This is a genomic window from Nostoc sp. CHAB 5836, from assembly GCF_020829445.1.
Lineage (GTDB): Bacteria > Cyanobacteriota > Cyanobacteriia > Cyanobacteriales > Nostocaceae > Nostoc.
Window position 1 is genome coordinate 63,014 of the sequence record NZ_JAIVFV010000002.1, and the last position, 19,096, is coordinate 82,109.

Genomic DNA, 19,096 nt, shown 5'->3' on the forward strand with positions numbered 1-19,096 from the left:
TTCTCTCCCTCTTAGGCCTTACACACCCTACGAACTCTTGGCGCTCTTGGCGCCTTGGCGGTTCGATAAAATTAAGCTTTTGAGCAATTGCCTAAGTCCTGCCTCTCTTCCTCTGTGTCCTCTGCGCCTCTGCGGTTATTTTTACCAAATCCCATGTTAGAAGGTTCAATCTTACAACAGCTAGAAACAGCTCATCGCCACACCACCAGGCCAATTCGATTCGGTGTTTACTACAAAAATACCTTAGTTGCCCTGTGCCACGCTCTCGAAGATCATATCTTAACCGACGACGGTACACCCCTAGTGATCACAGCCTTCCAACAGGGAAAATGGTATCTACAAGAAGCTGAACGATATGCAGACATCGCCCAGTGCAGTTGCCAAATTGCCATCATGGCCGCCGCGGAATCCGGCTTTGGAGAACATCCTACCAGCCTTCTACCCAATGTAGACTTAGTGGCATTAGATCCAGTTGATCCAGTGGCGCAGGAGTGGCACTTAATTATTTTATCGCCTAAATACACAGCAATGGTAATTTGTCAAGAATTATCAGAAGCTGATTATGGCAGCACTGGAATACCGACATCAGACTTAGAGCGGAAATTCTATGGCTTGTGGACATTTGAGCCAGAGTTAGTACAAGAGACAGCAGAAATAGCGATCGCTCACATCCAAAAATACAACCCAGAACTGGCGAAAAAACTCACAGCCGATAAACAGCAAATTGTACCCTCAATGGACAGATCGCAAAATTTAGGTGCAGTTGTCTCCCGTGTAGTAGATTACCTCCAGACTGGGCAAGATAATTTATCCATCCCGACAGCGCATCAGAAACAAACCCTAGATCGCAACTTGGTTTCTAACGAAATCCAAGCCTTTTTGCGAATGGCACAACTGATGGATATGGCAGATGTCAACAATCCAATGGCAGCTGCGGAAGTAGTAGTACTTGCTGAGGCGATCGCCCAGCTTTTGGATCTTCCCGCATGGCAGATTAAAAGATTGCGGCTAGCAGCTTTGTTGCATCGCATAGATCCGTTACAAAAAGCCGAAAGCGTTCTCACTGGTGGTATATCCACACGCTACCAAGAAGATGCCCCCAGTTCTCCCTTAACTTGTCCCTTAATACCGGGGGCGCAAGTATTGCGAACCATGCCAAGATTACGAGCAATTGCTCAAATTATCACTCACCAAACCGAGTGGTGGAATGGCACAGGAGAACCAGCAGGTTTAGCTGGAGATGAAATTCCCCTAGAGTCGAGAATTTTGGCATTATTGGCAGACTTTCAGTGGCGAGTCAATCAGCGAAAGTCCTCAAATCAAAGCCGGGAACAGATATTTACACAAGCTTTAGATGAGTGCAAACAGCAACAATCTAACCGCTTTGACCCTAAACTTGTAGATACCCTAACTTTATTAGTTATGGGTTTACAACAGGGACTCGACTTACCCATTATGACACCCAAATTCAGCGCCGGTATCTGGATACTTGATTCCCAATGGGACAGCCACAGCAAGATCAGTGAGCAGATTGGAAGTTACTTTACATGAATATTGAAGCCATTAGATTAGGAAAACTCAAACAACTTCCAGGGGCAAATTTAGAAGACGAGGAACTCTCCCGACTGGATTTAAGCCGGATTAATCTTGCTGGCGCTACCCTTGTCGGCACTAATTTCGCTGGTTCTAAACTCGAAGGTGGGCATTTGGAAGGGGCAAATTTGATGGGGGCTAACCTCCAAGAAACTGACTTGCGGGCGAATTTGATGGGAGCGAACCTAATGCAAGCAGATTTAACGGGTGCTGACTTGCGGGGTAGTAACTTACGCGGCGCTAACTTGATGGGAGCCAGACTCAGTGATGTGTCATTGGTGGGTGCTTTCTTGAGTGGCGCCAATTTGATGAATGTGAACTTGCAAGGCGTTGATTTGCGCGGTGCTGACTTGCGCGGTGCAAACCTAACAGGGGCAAATCTCAAAGGTGCAGATTTGAGTCGCGCTGATTTGCAAGGGACGTTATTGAGTGAAGCAAACCTGGAAGAAGCTGACTTAAGGGGGGCGAATTTAGCGGGGGCAAATTTGACGGGAGCGAATTTACTCTGTGCAGAGTTAGAAGGTGCAAATTTGAGCGGCGTTAATTTGAATAAAGCGTGTTTAGTGGGGACAGTAGTAGAAACGCTTGCGTAAAGATCGTACCAAAAAACTACCTATGCTGATTATTTGTATTTTCCAGGGCTACCCAGAATGACACCCGTTGCCGCACAAGTCTCAATCATCGCAATCATTCCTATGCTGAGTGCGATCGCAAATCGGCAATGGGAACACTTTTTTAGTCAGGCGATCGCTTAATTTAGAATCTGTGCCAAATCCAGCACAAACCCAGGTAGCACATCTTCTCCTGACAAACTAGTAGGGGATTGTAAAACCTCAACATCTTTGCCTGGACGGTAAATTTCGACTCGCTGGTTTTGGGGGTCAATCAGCCAACCTAGACGTACACCATTATCAATGTACTCTTGCATTTTTTGTTGCACAGTCTTCAAGCTATCGCTAGCAGAGCGTAATTCTACGGCAAAATCAGGAGCCATTGGTAAGAACTTCGCCGGATCTGGGTTGAGGGCTGCTAATCTTTTCCGACTTACCCAAGATGCATCAGGCGATCTGTTAGCACCATTGGGAAGCTTAAAACCTGTTGAAGAATCAAAAGCTAGTCCTTTACCATCAGCATCAGTCCAGTTACCTAAACGCTGTGTCAGTTTACTATTGCGATTTCCGCTTTCCCATCCAGTTGGCGGCATAATAATCAGTTCTCCCTCTGCTGTGCGCTCAAGGCGGAGGTCACGATTATTCTGGCAGAGTTGGAAGAACTGGTCATCTGTTAGCTCAATGGTAGGACTTAAGTTGAGAATTAAGGCAGTCATAATTGCTTCTCAAGCTTGATAAATGTAGTTTAGCATTTGCCGTTGTAGTTCCTTTGACGACAGAATAGTAATCTATTCATTCCATATATTCTTTCATATCTTGAAGCGGCTCATCAAAGTCATTAGGCAATGGCAGAACAAACATTCCTTTCATCGTTCCAGCAACGCGACGCTTGTTTGTCTGCTTTTCTTCGGTAGAGTTTTTAGCGTGCTTCTCTATCAAAAACTCAATGTAATGAAGCACTTCTGTCTGAAGAGACTCAGGGAGTTCTTCTAATTTTTCTAAAATGATTGGCTGTATCATTGTTTTTTCTCCTTGGCAATTTTTATGAAAAACATTACAGCTATTGTTAGAATTTTTGCAGATAAAGCAGGTGAAAATTTGTGAGTTTACAACAAGTTATCAAACTAGCAAAGCAGCTTTCAATTGTAGACAAAGTACGTTTGATCCAGCAAATTGCTCCTGAGATAGAACGCGAGTTAACAGATAAGGTGTCTACCCTTCCCCGCCAATCCTTGTGGGGACTTTGTGCTGATTTAGGAAATGCACCTTCCACAGAGGAAATTGATCTAGCCCGTAGTGAAGAATGGGCTAACTTTCCACGGGAGGATATTTGATGCTGCGTGCTGTAGCTGACACCCATGCAATAATTTGGTACATTTTTGGCGATTCACGATTATCAACAACTGCCCAAAATATAGGACTACTATTTGATTTCTGAACAGATACGTAGGGTGCGTTAGCGTTTCGCGTAACGCACCGAATCCTTAAGAATGGTGCGTTACGCGAAACGCTAACGCACCCTACAAATACTTAATGTTGTTCTTTAATTTTTTACTGTTCGCCCCCGTATCCATAAAGCTAGTACACTCATTAACAACACCCCCATCACTCCTTGTAGGGGATTATTATTCACACCAGTTACCCAATCAGGAACTTCACCAGAATATTTCACTAATTCCCCAACATTAATAATGTAATAACCCCAAACTAAACCACCATGCAAACCAATTGGAAAACCCAAGCGTCCCCTCCGCCAACGCTTTCCCCATACTTGCGTTAATCCCAGCAGTACTAAAGCTGGAAATTGCGGCAGTGTATGAATAATTGCCTCCAAGGGTTTAATAAAGTGCAATGTAGCAAACGCAATTGCATCTGTCCACAGTGCCACACGCAGACTGTAATCTCGTTGTAATTCATTTAGCAACCAGCCTCGGAATAATAATTCCTCAGCAAATCCAATACCCAAAGCAACAAGTAAACCCTCTAAAATTACTTTCAGCAAAAAAACTTTCGGTTGTTGCCACACCAACCAACCCAACAAATTCTGTACCCCAAAAAGTATCAGAGTATTAATGATGCCCATAGCCAAGCCACGCAGTAAATCCACGCCATTTTGCCGCGTGAATTCTAAGCCATAATGCCGGAGAATTTGGGGCTGCTGGTAGACATATTTACCCCATAATCTCAGAAGAAAAATAAATATTACATATAACAATACCAATGTCAATATACTTTCTAGGTTTGAATCATGTACTAGTAAATATATTGGTGTAGCCAATGGCAACCATAGCAACAATAAAGTCAAAATAAAAGCACCCAGCCTAATAGGGGCAGGGCGTTCAGCTAAACGGACAACGTTTTCTTTCATACCAATGTTAAGTCACCAGTCAATACTCTAAATTTCAACTAATGACCAATGACCAATGACCAATGACAAATGACCAATGACAAATGACAAATGACCAACGACTATTCATCAGGTTCAATAGTGCTACTTAAACCGTGACTTTTCAATGTTTCGCAATAGAACTCAGCGTGTTCCAGAGCGCAAGTAATGACTAAAGCTAGCCCGTTAGTATGGGCCTCCATCATGATGCTGACAGCCTGGGGTTGGGTAAGGCTTGGTACAGTGGCTATTAGTGACTGCACAACATGCTCCATAGAGTTGTAGTCGTCGTTATGGAGCAAAACGCGATACCGAGGCGCTAGCTTACGGGTTGTGGAAGGCTTTTGAATAGTTTCAACTGACACGGCTCTTTGCTCTTTTCTTGTTGATTCACTACTACAAAGTGTTTGTGTAGCGATCGCTTAACAGTTATTTACCTATTCTATAGCATTTATGTCCAGATCCTATCCTAGAAAAACCCTTGGCTGTCTGGGATTGGTCGTATTAGTTTTCCGTAGCCACTTGTGAGGCAGATGTCTAAGACATGGCTGCCGTAAGAGTGCTACCCTAATCTTTAGAGAAGCTTTCCTTAAAAGTAGTGCATTTTCAGTTTTAAAATTCAGGAAGTTGCAAAACAATCCTTGCCACTGCCCAAACTCCGTAATGATGAACATTAGCCTAGATTTTCTTCAACCGGGACAAATTGTGTCTTTAGAGTATGGCGACAGGAATCTGTATGCAGAAGTCATTCAATTTGTAGTTTCCCGCCAGTTGTGCTGGGTGCGTCCTTTATTAATGGTCACTTTGATTCAAGAATCGCCGCTAATTACGGATTTGCGAGATGCGTCTGACCTGCTTTGGCCTGCTAATTTATTTCGGCCAGCTTTAGACACAGAAGTAATCAGCTTGTTGAGCCAAGTTTTAGCAAAAGAACCAAAAAATGAAACTGACTCAGCTGCCAAACAACAACTCAATCAGTTTATTCACCAACTTTGGCAATCATACCAAGAGGGATTGGAGATTAGGGATTAGACAATAAAGCTAAGTACAACGTTTCATTAATTCGTAGCGAATTCTCTGCGCCCCTACCCTACGGTTCGGCGAACGCGAGTGCGTCTCCAAGAGTTGCGCCTATGCGTATTACCCTTGTGCGTTCCTACTCTGCGGGAAGGCGTTCGCGAGTGCGTCTCCAAGAGTTGCGCCTATGCGTTTAAATTTCAACCCTCAATTGGCCACGATTTTATGCTGCATCTTTACTAAGGTTATCGGCAAGTTTTGTAGCTTTTTATCCCACGTTCCGCACCCTGGGGTGTCACATAGTGTAATTACTAAGTTTTTGTGATTGTTGTAGTTGCAGATTATGCTTGTGCATCTTCATATTTAAGTTATTTTACTGCTTTTATGTATATTCAGTAGCTTTGTTTCTGTTTAAAAACCAGTAAAAACCGATTGTGACAGCTGAGGGTGCGGAATGTAGGTTTTATCAAGCTCTGTTACAAAACAAAATTTACTTTCCTTGTGTCGAGCGACTCGCCCTGACTTGTCCCGCTCTTAAGTAAGTCGAGGTATTACGAATTATTTTAATATCCCAGGCTAGGAACCAACTGGATTCGGCCAGCATCCATCTCTGCCATTAATAATTCTAGGGCTTCGTAATCAACATCAGAAATGTAACCCAGTTCCGTCAGTTCTGAGTTGATTTCATTTTCTATCTCAGGAGTTAGTTTTTTAATGTCAAGAGCTTTTTCTACCAATTTACGAATAGCGTACTGAGTTCTCATAAGTAATAAGCCAACTGTATATGATACTAATCATCCCAGATTAGTCTAAGTATAAAGAGTGATCCAAATACTAATTTACTAGTGATATATATCACAATTTAATTAGTTAGATAGATAATTCCTTATGGCAGTCCTAAATCATTTGTGAAAATTTGAAATTATTGCAACCCCCCTGTAATCCGCCCCTTGGCAAGGGGGGACGGCGTTAGCTGGGGGTGAGTTTTCTTACAACTCATTTAGGATTGCGATATGACTTTGCCCTATGCCATCAGCAAAGCTCAAGTAAGAGATTTAACTTACTGTTAAGACTCGGCTAAATTAGCTTTAGCTATCACTAAGCAAGTTTTATCAGCATAGTTACTAATGATTTGTCTGCTCTTGTGACTGTCTATGTTGATTGTTTTTGAACTGGCATAAAAAAAAAGTATATATAAACACATTCTAAACTGGAATTATGACAATCTTTAAACAGAGAGACTAAAGCAATAAAGATTCCGCAAAGAGAGTTCAGACATATGGACGATGCAACAAAATACAGTTTATGTTCAAATAATCCTTAGCTTGACGCTTCAAAATTCTTAATAGGATGTAACTATGCAGGCAGTGCTTAACTATCCCAAGATTGCAGTTATTCGCCCCCAAGAGTGTTTGAATGCTGCAAACGCATTGGAATTTGAACGAGATATGACTACAGCGTTGGCACAAAATGGTATTTCCATCTTGGTGGTAGACCTAGCAGCAGTAGAATCGTTAGACAGCGCCGGGTTGATGGCATTGTTATCTACACACAAACTGGCTGGGAGTTTAGGACGGAGTTGCCAACTTTGCGGTGTTGCTCCATCAATTAGAATTATTTTTGAACTGACGCAACTCGATCGGGTATTTGAAATATTAGACGGTGAAGGCGAGTTGCCTGAAACATAACTTTATGTAAAAACACAAAGGTTCGGGCAATCAGTGGACTTTATGTAAAGGAGTTGTAAGTTGCAAAGATAAACTCTGTTAGAAGAGCTAATTCAATGCTAAGGTTAGGTTTGGGTAGCTGTAATTAAGGTAGCTAGAAGATAGCACAGTGGTTGTTGCAGTTGAAAAATTAATCACGACAGGCATTTTAAAACCAGCCCGTTACCTGGGTAACGAGCTGTTAGCAGTACACAAACCTTGGGATACGACAGCAATACGTTGGGTTTTAACCTACCCAGAAGTATATGAAGTCGGTGCATCGAATTTAGGGCACATCATACTTTATAACATCTTGAATGCCCAACCGCGTCAATTGTGCGATCGCGCCTACCTCCCAGGAAAAGACCTGGGAGCGAAACTACGCGAAACTAATACGCCATTGTTTGCGGTAGAGTCAAAGCGATCGCTCACAGAATTCGACATTTTAGGCTTTAGCCTCAGTTATGAACTGGGTGCAACTAATATCCTAGAAATGTTGGATTTGGCTAAAATTCCCTTGACGTGGCGAGAACGGCAAAAAGCAGGGGAAGCAGGGGGAGAATTTCCGAATCTCCAGTCCCAGTTTCCGTTGATTTTTGCTGGTGGGCAAACAGCAACATCGAATCCTGAGCCTTACGCCGAGTTCTTCGACTTTTTCGCCCTTGGAGATGGAGAAGAACTGCTGCCAGAAATTGGTTTAGTGTTGGAAGAAGGCAAACAAGCAGGATTAAGTCGCGAACATCTGTTACTGGATTTGGCACAAATACCAGGCGTATATGTGCCTCAGTTTTACGACATGGCAGAAGATGGCTCAGTTCATCCTCGTTGCCCAGACGTGCCCAAACGAATTTTGCGACGGGTTGCAACTCCCATACCAGCATATTCCATTGGGTTAGTTCCCTACGTAGAAACGGTGCATGACCGCTTAACCATCGAGATTCGGCGTGGTTGCACTCGTGGCTGTCGCTTCTGTCAACCAGGAATGCTGACTCGACCAGCACGGGATGTAGAACCCGATCAGGTTGTAGAAGCAATTGAACAAGGAATGCGGGCAACTGGTTACAATGAGTTTTCCCTACTATCTCTGAGTTGTTCTGATTATTTGTCCCTACCAGCAGTGGGGATGGAAATCAAAAATCGCTTAAAAAATGAAAACATTTCTCTGACTCTACCAAGCCAACGGGTAGACAGATTTGATGAAAATATTGCCAACATCCTTGGAGGTACGCGCCAAAGTGGATTGACTTTTGCTCCAGAAGCTGGAACTCAGCGGATGCGAGACATCGTAAATAAGGGTTTAACCAATGAAGAATTGTTGCGGGGGGTGAAAACGGCTTGGGAGCAAGGCTGGGATAAAATAAAGTTGTATTTTATGATTGGCTTACCGGGTGAGACCGATGCTGACGTTGTGGGCATTGCGGAAACCGTAAGCTGGCTACAGCGAGAATGTCGGGGCAAAGGTAGAAAAGCTCTAAACTTTAACCTGACGATTTCTAACTTTACACCCAAGCCCCATACACCATTCCAGTGGCACTCAGTTTCTACCACTGAGTTTAAAAGGAAACAAAACCTGTTGCGCCAAGAATTCCGCCGAATCAAGGGAGTGAAAGTAAATTTTACCGATGTCCGCATTTCGGCAATGGAAGATTTTCTGGGACGAGGCGATCGCCATTTGGGCAAAGTAGTCCGCCGTGCCTGGGAATTAGGTGCTGGTATGGATTCCTGGTATGATAATTTAGATCAAGCTTTTAGTGCTTGGGGGTCTGCGATCGCCCAAGCAGGTTTAGATTGGAAATATCGCCAATTAGAAAATGGCGAATGGAATTTGTTTCACACAAAAGCGCAGAAGGACAGAGAAAATACCCAACTCCTAACTCCTCACTCCTCACTCCTCACTCCTAACTCCCTCGATATTCCCCTCCCTTGGGATCATATCGATACCGGGATTGATAAAAAGTGGCTTCAAGAAGACTTGCAACGCGCTTTAGAAGCTGCAATTGTGCCCGACTGCTCTTTTGAAGGTTGTTCTCATTGTGGCGTGTGTGGCACCGATTTTGGACATAACATCGTGATTGAATCACCTGCTATCCCAAAATTTGCTGGCGAATTTGTCCCCAACACAACTAAGGCGCAAAGACTGCGAGTTTGGTTTGGGAAACAGGGTAATATGGCATTGACGAGCCATCTTGATTTAATCCGTCTGTTTGACCGAGTTGTGCGGCGAGCAGGCTTACCAATCGCTTTCACTGGTGGGTTTCATCCAATGCCGCGGATTTCCCTAGCAACTGCTTTAGCTCTAGGGGCTACTAGCAGTGGTGAAATTGCAGATTTTGAGTTAACCGTACCAGTGGAAGTTGATACTTTCCAAGAACAGTTGGCTCGTGAAATGCCCACAGACATACCCATATATAATGTGGAGCAGATAGATTTAAAAGCTAGTGCCGCTACCCAACTGCTAGAATCCGCAGAGTATTTGATTACTGTAGCAGCACTTGCAGAAACAACACCCATACAATGGCAAGACTGGATTGATACAATCAAAGCAAAAGAGGAGCTTTGGTACGAGCAAACAACTAAGTCAGGCAAGAGCCAGTTAATAAATCTGCGCGATCGCTTATTTGAACTGGAACTAGTGGAAACCCACAATAGCAAAGCAGAATCTATATCATCTGTGATCCGTTATCTAGGTAGCTATCGCCAGGACGGTTTGCTATTGCGTCCCGAACAAATCCTGTTTATGCTAGAGACAGTGGCTAGTGTAGAATTTCAACTCCTGCACATCCACCGCAATCGGCTAATTTTAGGGGTATAATCCCTGTAGGGCAACTTGCTAGTAGTTGTCCCCACATCGCAGCTCATAGGAATTGATTTTTAGCAAGGTTGCGTTAAAATGGGGTGAAGAGAAATTTTCTGACCCTGCATTGAATTAGCTGGTTCACTACCCTGGTATTCAAGGGACGAAAGCAAAGATATTAGAGTGCAACTTCTCGGATTTTATCCCAGACAAACAAAAAGCATAATTAAGAACGCACACTCTCTCTATAGCTACCTTGTGAATCAGTAACTAACAGCAGGCTCGGTTAGCTTCTCTAAATCCATGCTTTTAAAATAACTGCTGAATGTCTGATTTAAAGTTGTTCCCCTTTGGCGTTCCCGTACCACTTTGTGGAAGCAAGCTACGCGTAGCGTCTCCGTAAGGAGAAGGGTATCAACTACTGTCGGTTATACCGACTTGTAGACCTTCACAGACGCGCAAAGCCCTGCTCGTCTTCAGCTAGAACGGCTCAAGATCGGGTTGTGACTGGCGCTGCTGAGTATAACCCTAAGGATCAATCCGGGGAATGGAAAATAGAAATAGTTTCTTTTTCTTAACGAATTCAGTCGGTTACTCTCAAATAAAGCATCCTGAGTTAAAATGCCACTCAGGATTTAGAACTTTCAACTCAGAACTCTCAAGATTTGAGGGTATTGCATCACAAATCAACCACGGACGGTTGATTTAATTGCTTAAACAATATGCAGCCGTTCTGGAATAATCAGCCGTGGAAATGCTCTTAAGAGCGCCAATAGCTATTTAACTTAGAAGCTCAGGTTTGCGATTTTTATTATCAGTAGCGCCTTTTGAGGGTTGTGAGGGCAGCCAAAGTATAATATCAAGCTGGGAAAACACTGCTAATTGGAACTGATGCAAAGACGCGGTGAGTTTTGAATTACAAGTAATTATCCGGACTTGATACAACAAACCTCAAACCTGTAAGTGCTGCCAATTTTTGAGGAAATTGAATGCCAAAACAAATTATCATCGCGGAGCAGCACCAAATTGCTGCGGTTTTTTCTGAAGATCAAATACAGGAACTCGTTGTTGCTACCGGTCATCACCAAATAGGTGATATCTACTTAGGAGTGGTAGAAAATGTATTACCTGGGATAGATGCGGCTTTCGTGAATATTGGCGACCCAGAGCGCAACGGTTTTATTCATGTTACCGACTTGGGGCCATTGAAGCTCAAGCGTACCGCAGCGGCAATTACAGAACTACTTGCACCACAGCAGAAAGTTTTGGTGCAAGTAATGAAAGAGCCAACGGGGACAAAAGGGCCCAGGCTCACGGGTAATATCACCTTACCCGGGCGCTACGTAGTACTGATGCCCTATGGCCGGGGTGTAAATTTGTCCCGACGGATTAAAAGTGAAAGTGAGCGCAACCGCTTGCGGGCACTAGCGATTTTAGTCAAACCGGCGGGAATGGGTCTGCTCGTGCGTACAGAAGCCGAAGGCAAACCCGAAGAAGCAATTATGGAAGATTTGGAGTTGCTGCAAAAGCAATGGGAAGCCATTCAGCAAGAAGCCCATTCCACCCGTCCTCCAGCACTGCTCAACCGAGACGATGACTTTATCCAGCGAGTATTGCGGGATATGTATGGCGCGGATGTAAATCGGATTGTCGTGGATTCCAGTACTGGTTTAAAGCGCGTCAAACAGTACTTGCAGAACTGGAGTGGTGGTCAAACACCGCAGGGATTGTTGATTGACCATCACCGCGATCGCTCCCCAATTTTAGAGTACTTCCGGATCAGTGCCGCCATTAGAGAAGCCCTCAAACCGAGAGTAGATCTACCTTCTGGAGGTTACATCATCATCGAGCCGACGGAGGCATTAACCGTAATCGATGTTAACTCAGGTTCCTTCACGCGATCGGCAACAGCTAGAGAAACAGTTTTGTGGACAAACTGCGAAGCTGCAACAGAAATTGCTCGCCAGTTGCGTCTGCGAAATATCGCCGGGGTGATCGTCGTTGATTTTATTGATATGGAATCGCGACGTGATCAATTGCAAGTTCTGGAACACTTTAATAAAGCACTCAAAGCAGACAAAGCTCGTCCCCAGATTGCCCAACTCACCGAACTGGGTTTAGTAGAACTGACCCGCAAGCGTCAAGGTCAAAACATTTACGAATTGTTTGGTGAAACTTGTCCCACCTGTGGCGGTTTAGGACATACCGTGCGTCTCCCTGGAGAAATCGAAAACCGATTACCAATACCAGTAGAGACACCAGAGCGTGAGCGTTTTGTATCCCTACCTCACCGAGAACCACGCCAGCCATCTGTCCGCATCCCGGAACCACGAGAAACCTATGATGGATTTGGGGAAGCATTTGACGGCGACTCGGAATTGAGTAACCTAAATCTGATCAATCATCCTAGTTATCAAGAACTTGATAACAAGCGTCGTACCCGCACTCGCCGCAGTCGAATTGGCATCAATGGGTTAAACGGCAAAGATGAAGCTCGGGTTGTTCCCAATCCCCTGGCTTTTGTTAACGAGCCAGACTTAGACCTTGATGTGGAACCAGAACTAGGAGTTGTACCAGAGATACCTTCACCCACCCTTGGTAAACCAGGTTGGAGTGAAAGAGTAGAGCGCACTAAAGTTATCAAAGCAGAACCAGTTAAACCAGTGGTAGAACCGCCGGAAATTAGAACTGTAGAAATGAGCCTCCAAGAACAGGATATGTTTGCCTTGATGGGAATTTCTCCCTTGGTGAAGTTAGAGCAAGAGGTAAAAAATACCAAGTCTGTGATTATTAATGTGATTCAGCCCGGTCAACAGCCAACGACCCCAACTGAATCAACCTCAGAATCAACTATTATCCAAAAAGCAACACCTGAAATTACTACTATTGTCCAAAAAGCAACACCTGAAATAACCCCAAGCAAGATACTGACACCAAAAGTTATTCAACCAGAAGAAAAATCTTTGATAGAAGAGACAACCCAAGCATCGGAGTTGACTCCCAATCTTTCGGGACGCTTGTCTGCCAAAGCCATCCTCGCGAACGAGATTGCAGATGAAAGTGAAGCCAATAGCGCCGCCACTGCTAGCCGTCGCCGCCGCCGTCGTTCCTCAGCGATCGAGGATAATTAATTTGCTTTATGGTAGAAACGTCGCCAGCACCCTTGGAACAATCCACTTGGCTGGAGTTTTCTACCTTGTTAGGGATTCCAGGGTTGGTTGCAGGTGTGGATGAAGTAGGGCGAGGCGCTCTATTTGGGCCTGTGGTGGCAGCAGCAGTGATCCTACCAGATCATGCTTTGCCAATACTAATGGCAGCTAAAATTAAAGACAGCAAAAAGTTGTCTAGTTCTCGTAGAATTCAGCTAGCGCAGCAAATTTGTGGTCTGGCTATAGACTGGAAAATTGGGTTTGCTTCTACTGCCGAAATTGACAAGATAAATATTTTGCAAGCGACGCTGTTAGCAATGAAGCGGGCTGTGCTGAAGTTAAAGGTACAGCCTGAAATTTGCTTGATCGACGGCAATCAGTCAATCAAAGACTTGCTAGTGCCGCAACAAACAATAGTTAAAGGGGACGAGCGATCGCTCGCTATTGCCTCTGCTAGTATTGTCGCTAAGGTTTGGCGTGACGATTTGGTACTGCGTTTAGGATTAAAATACCCTATGTACAACCTGGAGTGTAACAAGGGTTACGGTAGCCAGCAGCATTTGCTGGCTCTGCAACAATACGGGCCCTCGCCTCTGCATCGTCAGTCTTTTCGCCCTTGCCAAATCAAAATAAGTAGGTCGGCGTGATTAATGTCATTGGTCATTGGTCATTTGTCATTGGTCATTGGTCATTGGTCATTGGTCATTTGTCATTTGTCATTTGTCATTTGTCATTTGTCATTTGTCATTGGTCATTGGTCATTTGTCATTGGTCATTTGTCATTTGTCATTGGTCATTGGTCATTTGTCATTGGTCAGAGTTTTAGAGCTATTTACGTTTCGTAACATAGTTGCATTTATTCCCGCCGACTTACTTGATTCGTAATTCGTAATACTCGCCGGAGGCAAGTGTTACGAATTAGTTAAAGAATTACTCAGCATTGAGGATTGGTAATTCAGTCTTGTCAGCCTCAAGTCGTCTATCTTTAGTTTGTGATATCACCCAGTAGCGATAATCCGCCAAAAGTTGATTTAATAACCGTTGCTTGACCGACAACAGCACGCTTTTGAGCAAAGCATTGCCAGTAGTTTCTAAAATCGGTTTAGGAGTGAAGCAAAATGGCGGTGGCAAATCCACCAGCACTTCTAAATCAGCCCTTCCTTCCAGACGAGTGCCACTGCGAAACTCTTTGGGAGACAAATGCCCTTTTAAGTTGAGAGCAAAGCGTTGGTTAATATACTCGAAACCCAAGATTTCACAGCCTAGCGATCGCAAATAGATTATCCCATTTGATTCTGTCCAGACTCTCATGTCTACAGTAGGTTGAATACTTAGTGACATAAAAGTTAGCGGACGCATTTTCAAGCGAAATACTTCCTCAGAAAGTTGCTGAATCCGAGTGTTGTCAACCAAAGCCTTAACCAGGCGTTGAGGCTGACGCAAGTAGTGTTGAATGGGAATAGGCTGCTCTGGAACAGCGATTTCAACCGATTGCGAGGCAGTAAACCGGGTAGCCATGAGCGGATCAAAATATTTGTTTCTTAATTTTAATATTTTTTAACAACTTAGTTCTGATTATTAGAAAAGTACAAAATTTCTTGACCGCCGAGAGAAAAAAAGAGATTTTACTAGTCACCTTGAAAGGGGTAAGATTAGGATTTAAGTCTTGACAAAAAATCAAGAATATGCATTACTATTCGCTCATAAACTAATATAATTGCTCTTAAATCTTCAGAGGAATTGAGCAAAAAAAAAACTACCATTTTGTTCAAAAATCTAATAGGAGTCCTATATTTGGGTTCATTTATGTATAAATAAAAATATTTGGGATAAAATACCTTTCCATAAATTCTTCCTATAGGACTAATATTTGATTTTTGAAATATACGTAGGGTGTGTAAGCCAAGCGTAACGCACCCACCATCTCAAGCTTTTGGTGCGTTACGGCTTACGCCTAACACACCCTACAAATACTTAGATTTTTTCAGAAATCAAATATGATTCCTATAGTAGTCCGTACCTAGTCCCCAATGCCATTAAACTCCCAACTCAAGGCTAAAAGCATGACTTTATTGATCGCACATTTAGGGCCTCCCGGCACTTACGCAGAACAAGCAGCTGTTTTTTATGTAAACTGGTTGAGCAAAAGTACGGGAATTGAAGCTATATTATGTCCCTATCCCAGCATTTCTCAATCACTGCACGCCCTTGCGAATAATCAAGCTCAGTTGGCTGTTGTGCCAGTGGAAAATTCTATTGAAGGGAGTGTTAGCACAACACTGGATACACTCTGGCAGTTGGACAGTTTGCGAATTCAGTTGGCTTTGGTATTACCCATTGCTCATACGTTAATTTCCTGTGCTACTAGCTTAGATAGGATTCAAACTGTTTACTCTCACCCGCAAGCTTTGGCACAATGTCAGGGATGGTTAGAGCGGTTTCTCCCGACTGTACAGATTATTCCCAGCAATTCTACAACAGAAGCGCTACAGCGATTAGAACAAGACATAACAACAGCAGCGATCGCTTCTAGTAGAGCAGCTCAACTATACAACCTGCCAATTCTCGCCAGTAACATCAACGACTATCCAGAGAACTTTACTCGTTTTTGGGTAGTAAGTCAGGGTGAAGCAGAGGCTGGATACCAAGCACCAACAAGAACTACCAGTCACACATCACTAGCTTTTAGTATGCCTGCCAACACACCCGGAGCATTGGTAAAACCTTTGCAAATATTTGCTCAACTAGGAATTAACCTCAGCCGGATTGAATCGCGTCCGACGAAGCGATCGCTAGGCGAATACTTGTTTTTCATGGATTTAGAAGCGGATGCTAAGGAAGCGCAAATGCAATCTGCTTTAGCAGAATTAACTATCCACACAGAGATCTTAAAAATTCTTGGCGCTTACAATGTTTTACAGATCAGCGCCGTTACTTCAGAAGTTATAACTCCTAACTCCTAACTCCTAACTTTTCACTTTTCACTAAATGTGTCTTTGAGAACAGCGCGTGCTGCCAAGTGATTACGAGTAGAAGTTAAAATTTCTGCTTCCCGCTCTAAACGAGTTACAGTATCTTGCATTTCTAGCAATAACTGTTGCTCTGGAGCGACACCGTAAAGGTTGCTGGCTACCCAATAAGATAACTCTGTAGGTAGATCAGGCAAATCTTCTGGCAGTTCAATATTTTGTTCGGTTAATTTAGCTGATAAACGCACAACATCTCGTAGTAGTTGTTCTACTTCAGTTGATAAAGGTCGCAAATCTTTAGTTGGTGGTTGATCTTCAATCCACTCAACTAAGCCAACACGGTATGGCTTTTCACGAACATACTCTAATACACGAAATCTTTGCTGCCCTAAAGTCATCATCTTGATCCGATCATCTGGCAGTCGTTGGTGATGAACAATTTCGGCACAGCAACCAGTGTTTGCAATTGTACCTTTGACTGGATCGAACATCAAAACACCGAACCTGCGATCGCTCTCCAAAATCGTGTTCATCATGATTCGGTAGCGAAATTCAAAGATGTATAGGGGTAATGGCCTAGTAGGAAACAAAACTACTTCGGGTAACGGGAATAGAGGTAGTTCACGGACTGCAATTTTAGAAGATGATGTCATTGTTATTTTGGTATAAACTTAATCTTTAAAATTTCTTTTTCTCTGCTTTTCCCGTTCTTTATCTACATTCTATCATTTGTTTCCTAGCTAAATAAAAGCCCTGAGATATATTTCTTCAGGGCTATGTAACTATTCATACTAATGTCATTTGTCCTTTGTCCTTTGTCTTTTGTCCTTTGTCTTTTGCTAATGACCAATGACCAATGACCAATGACCAATGACCAATGACCAATGACCAATGACCAATGACCAATGACCAATGACCAATGACCAATGACCAATGACCAATGACCAATTAAAGTTTGACTTCGATATCTACACCCGATGGTAGATCCAATTTCATCAGGGCATCAATAGTCTTAGAAGAGGGCTGGTAAATGTCAATAATCCGGCGATGAGTACGGGTTTCAAAGTGTTCCCGTGAATCTTTATCTACGTGAGGCGATCGCAGCACACAATAGATCCGGCGTTTCGTTGGTAAAGGAATTGGGCCTATGGCTGTAGCGTTGGTGCGGTTAGCTGTGTCTACAATCTTCTCGCAAGATGTATCTAATAAGCGCCGGTCAAAGGCCTGTAAGCGGATTCTAATTTTCTGCTGCTGTAGAGTTGCCATCTTTAATTTTCCAGGTTCTGCGTAATTAGGGGAGTATTTACAGGGTGAACTACTCAGACTTGCCTACGGCTGAAGTCTGAGCTTCCCAATTCATCGGGAATAGCCATCATTACTCCGTAGTTTTTTTGGTCTTACATTCCCTCCAAGGGCAGGAGTCCTGGTTCCCAAGACCGAAATCTTTTACCCTGAGCGTAGTCGTTCGCAAAGCGATCGCACCAGAAGGGTTCTCTTGTGACACGTACCTATGGAGCTTGGTTTTCGCTTATGGCATTGGTGGTCAAGATACTTGTTTATAGAGGGAAGAGAAAGGAGCAGAGAGGCATTATACCATCTCTGCTCCTTTGTGATGAGCAAAAAGGTGCTACTTGATAATTTTGGAGACGACACCAGCACCGATGGTGCGACCACCTTCGCGAATAGCGAAGCGCATTCCTTGTTCAATCGCGATCGCGTTGATCAATTCTACTGTCATCTTGATGCGATCGCCTGGCATTACCATTTCTACTTCTTTGCCTTCATCTGAGGTGTAGGCTTTGATGGTACCAGTTACATCTGTTGTCCGCACGTAGAACTGGGGACGGTAGCCAGCGAAAAATGGAGTCTTACGACCACCTTCTTTTTCTGTTAAGACATACACCTCACCTTCAAATTCATTGTGAGGTTTAATCGAACCAGGTTTGGCGATGACCATACCCCGTTCAATATCAGCCTTCTGAATACCGCGAAGTAGCACGCCAGCGTTATCCCCAGCCATACCTTGGTCGAGACTCTTCTTGAACATTTCAATACCAGTTACGGTAGTGGCGCGAGTATCTCTGATACCCACTAGTTCAACGTTATCGCCAACTTTGACAATACCCCGCTCAATCCGACCGGTGGCGACAGTACCACGACCTGTAATTGAGAACACGTCTTCTACAGCCATCAGGAAGGGTTTATCAACATCCCGCTCAGGAGTGGGGATGTAAGAATCTACAGCATCCATCAGTTCATAGATTTTGTCTACCCACGGATTTTCTCCTCGTTGGGTCTTGGGATTCTTGGTCATTGCTTCTAGAGCTTGCAGACCAGAGCCTTTGACGATGGGGATATCATCGCCAGGGAAATCATAGCTGCTTAACAGTTCTCTCAGTTCTAGTTCTACCAGTTCCAAGAGTTCTGGGTCATCCATCAAATCTTCTTTGTTCAAGAAGACAACCAGACTGGGAACGCCTACCTGTTTTGCCAACAGGATGTGTTCACGGGTTTGGGGCATAGGGCCATCGGTAGCAGCTACTACCAGGATACCTCCATCCATCTGAGCCGCACCAGTGATCATGTTCTTCACATAGTCAGCGTGTCCTGGACAGTCTACGTGAGCATAGTGCCGACTTGCAGTTTCATACTCTACGTGAGCGGTATTGATGGTAATACCCCGTGCCTTTTCTTCGGGGGCATTATCAATTTGGTCGTAGCCCTTAGCTACAGCCTGACCCATAGCTGCTAAGGTCATGGTGATGGCTGCTGTCAAGGTAGTTTTACCGTGGTCAACGTGGCCAACTGTACCGATATTGATGTGGGGTTTATTCCTTTCAAACTTTGCGCGTGCCATGAATGCTCATTTCC

At 43.9% G+C, this 19,096-nt stretch carries 20 protein-coding genes; 10 read left to right on the forward strand and 10 right to left on the reverse strand.

Annotated features, from left to right (window positions below; all coding sequences use genetic code 11):
• Positions 1–153 precede the first annotated feature (153 nt).
• On the forward strand, positions 154–1,551 hold the full coding sequence (locus LC605_RS00830) for a DICT sensory domain-containing protein (protein WP_229545691.1): 1,398 nt from the start codon (positions 154–156) through the stop codon (positions 1,549–1,551).
• The gene (locus tag LC605_RS00835) at positions 1,548–2,186 is read left to right on the forward strand and encodes a pentapeptide repeat-containing protein (RefSeq protein ID WP_229545692.1); all 639 of its coding nucleotides are present in this window, start codon (positions 1,548–1,550) and stop codon (positions 2,184–2,186) included. Before LC605_RS00830 ends, LC605_RS00835 begins: the two co-directional genes overlap by 4 nt.
• Positions 2,187–2,344: 158 nt before the next feature.
• Here the strand turns inward: LC605_RS00835 and LC605_RS00840 are convergent, their stop codons facing one another.
• Together LC605_RS00840 and LC605_RS00845 are read right to left on the reverse strand one after the other, a co-directional pair.
• Positions 2,345–2,920: a Uma2 family endonuclease gene (locus LC605_RS00840; protein WP_229545693.1), complete on the reverse strand. Its 576-nt coding sequence runs from the start codon at positions 2,918–2,920 to the stop codon at positions 2,345–2,347.
• Positions 2,921–2,996: 76 nt separating this feature from the next.
• On the reverse strand, positions 2,997–3,224 hold the full coding sequence (locus LC605_RS00845; protein ID WP_229545694.1) for a DUF2281 domain-containing protein: 228 nt from the start codon (positions 3,222–3,224) through the stop codon (positions 2,997–2,999).
• A gap of 80 nt (positions 3,225–3,304) precedes the next feature.
• Between LC605_RS00845 and LC605_RS00850 the strand changes: the two genes are divergently transcribed.
• Positions 3,305–3,538 (forward strand): hypothetical protein, encoded by a 234-nt coding sequence (locus tag LC605_RS00850; protein WP_229545695.1) that lies wholly within the window; start codon positions 3,305–3,307, stop codon positions 3,536–3,538.
• A 209-nt stretch (positions 3,539–3,747) separates the two neighbouring features.
• On the opposite strand, the gene LC605_RS00855 is transcribed toward LC605_RS00850, so the two are convergent.
• Entirely contained in the window at positions 3,748–4,572 is an 825-nt protein-coding gene (locus tag LC605_RS00855; RefSeq protein WP_229545696.1) for a CPBP family intramembrane glutamic endopeptidase, read from the reverse strand.
• 101 nt (positions 4,573–4,673) lie between these two features.
• Complete coding sequence (gene clpS, locus LC605_RS00860) at positions 4,674–4,955, reverse strand: ATP-dependent Clp protease adapter ClpS (RefSeq protein ID WP_069070124.1); 282 nt, start codon at positions 4,953–4,955, stop codon at positions 4,674–4,676.
• Between the two features lie 301 nt (positions 4,956–5,256).
• Between clpS and LC605_RS00865 the strand changes: the two genes are divergently transcribed.
• Positions 5,257–5,622 carry a hypothetical protein gene (locus tag LC605_RS00865; protein ID WP_229545732.1) on the forward strand — a complete coding sequence of 122 codons (366 nt, stop codon included), beginning with the start codon at positions 5,257–5,259 and terminating at the stop codon, positions 5,620–5,622.
• Positions 5,623–6,170: 548 nt separating this feature from the next.
• Here the strand turns inward: LC605_RS00865 and LC605_RS00870 are convergent.
• Positions 6,171–6,371, reverse strand: coding sequence for a hypothetical protein (locus LC605_RS00870; protein ID WP_179067590.1), 201 nt, complete (start codon positions 6,369–6,371; stop codon positions 6,171–6,173).
• A 594-nt stretch (positions 6,372–6,965) separates the two neighbouring features.
• On the opposite strand from LC605_RS00870, the gene LC605_RS00875 reads away from it, so the two are divergent.
• From LC605_RS00875 to LC605_RS00895, 5 genes are all read left to right on the forward strand, one after another.
• Positions 6,966–7,295, forward strand: a complete 330-nt coding sequence (locus LC605_RS00875) for an STAS domain-containing protein (protein ID WP_229545697.1) — start codon at positions 6,966–6,968, stop codon at positions 7,293–7,295.
• Between the two features lie 148 nt (positions 7,296–7,443).
• Positions 7,444–10,125 (forward strand): TIGR03960 family B12-binding radical SAM protein, encoded by a 2,682-nt coding sequence (locus LC605_RS00880; RefSeq protein WP_229545698.1) that lies wholly within the window; start codon positions 7,444–7,446, stop codon positions 10,123–10,125.
• A 971-nt stretch (positions 10,126–11,096) separates the two neighbouring features.
• Positions 11,097–13,238 (forward strand): Rne/Rng family ribonuclease, encoded by a 2,142-nt coding sequence (locus LC605_RS00885; protein ID WP_229545699.1) that lies wholly within the window; start codon positions 11,097–11,099, stop codon positions 13,236–13,238.
• A gap of 8 nt (positions 13,239–13,246) precedes the next feature.
• Positions 13,247–13,903 (forward strand): ribonuclease HII, encoded by a 657-nt coding sequence (locus LC605_RS00890; RefSeq protein WP_229545700.1) that lies wholly within the window; start codon positions 13,247–13,249, stop codon positions 13,901–13,903.
• Entirely contained in the window at positions 13,900–14,082 is a 183-nt protein-coding gene (locus tag LC605_RS00895) for a hypothetical protein (RefSeq protein WP_229545701.1), read from the forward strand. The genes LC605_RS00890 and LC605_RS00895 overlap by 4 nt, the downstream gene beginning before the upstream one ends.
• 104 nt (positions 14,083–14,186) lie before the next feature.
• Here the strand turns inward: LC605_RS00895 and LC605_RS00900 are convergent, their stop codons facing one another.
• A complete protein-coding gene (locus LC605_RS00900) occupies positions 14,187–14,774 on the reverse strand; it encodes a DUF1997 domain-containing protein (protein WP_229545702.1) in 588 nt (195 codons plus the stop codon).
• A 545-nt stretch (positions 14,775–15,319) separates the two neighbouring features.
• Here LC605_RS00900 and pheA point away from each other — a divergent pair.
• A complete protein-coding gene (gene pheA, locus LC605_RS00905; protein WP_229545703.1) occupies positions 15,320–16,219 on the forward strand; it encodes a prephenate dehydratase in 900 nt (299 codons plus the stop codon).
• Positions 16,220–16,230: 11 nt separating this feature from the next.
• Here the strand turns inward: pheA and LC605_RS00910 are convergent, their stop codons facing one another.
• From LC605_RS00910 to tuf, 4 genes are all read right to left on the reverse strand, one after another.
• On the reverse strand, positions 16,231–16,878 hold the full coding sequence (locus tag LC605_RS00910; RefSeq protein ID WP_229545704.1) for an LON peptidase substrate-binding domain-containing protein: 648 nt from the start codon (positions 16,876–16,878) through the stop codon (positions 16,231–16,233).
• A 133-nt stretch (positions 16,879–17,011) separates the two neighbouring features.
• Positions 17,012–17,173: a hypothetical protein gene (locus LC605_RS00915; RefSeq protein WP_229545705.1), complete on the reverse strand. Its 162-nt coding sequence runs from the start codon at positions 17,171–17,173 to the stop codon at positions 17,012–17,014.
• Positions 17,174–17,491 carry a 30S ribosomal protein S10 gene (rpsJ, locus tag LC605_RS00920; protein WP_008232935.1) on the reverse strand — a complete coding sequence of 106 codons (318 nt, stop codon included), beginning with the start codon at positions 17,489–17,491 and terminating at the stop codon, positions 17,174–17,176.
• 361 nt (positions 17,492–17,852) lie between these two features.
• The gene (gene tuf, locus LC605_RS00925) at positions 17,853–19,082 is read right to left on the reverse strand and encodes an elongation factor Tu (protein ID WP_229545706.1); all 1,230 of its coding nucleotides are present in this window, start codon (positions 19,080–19,082) and stop codon (positions 17,853–17,855) included.
• Positions 19,083–19,096: the final 14 nt, after the last annotated feature.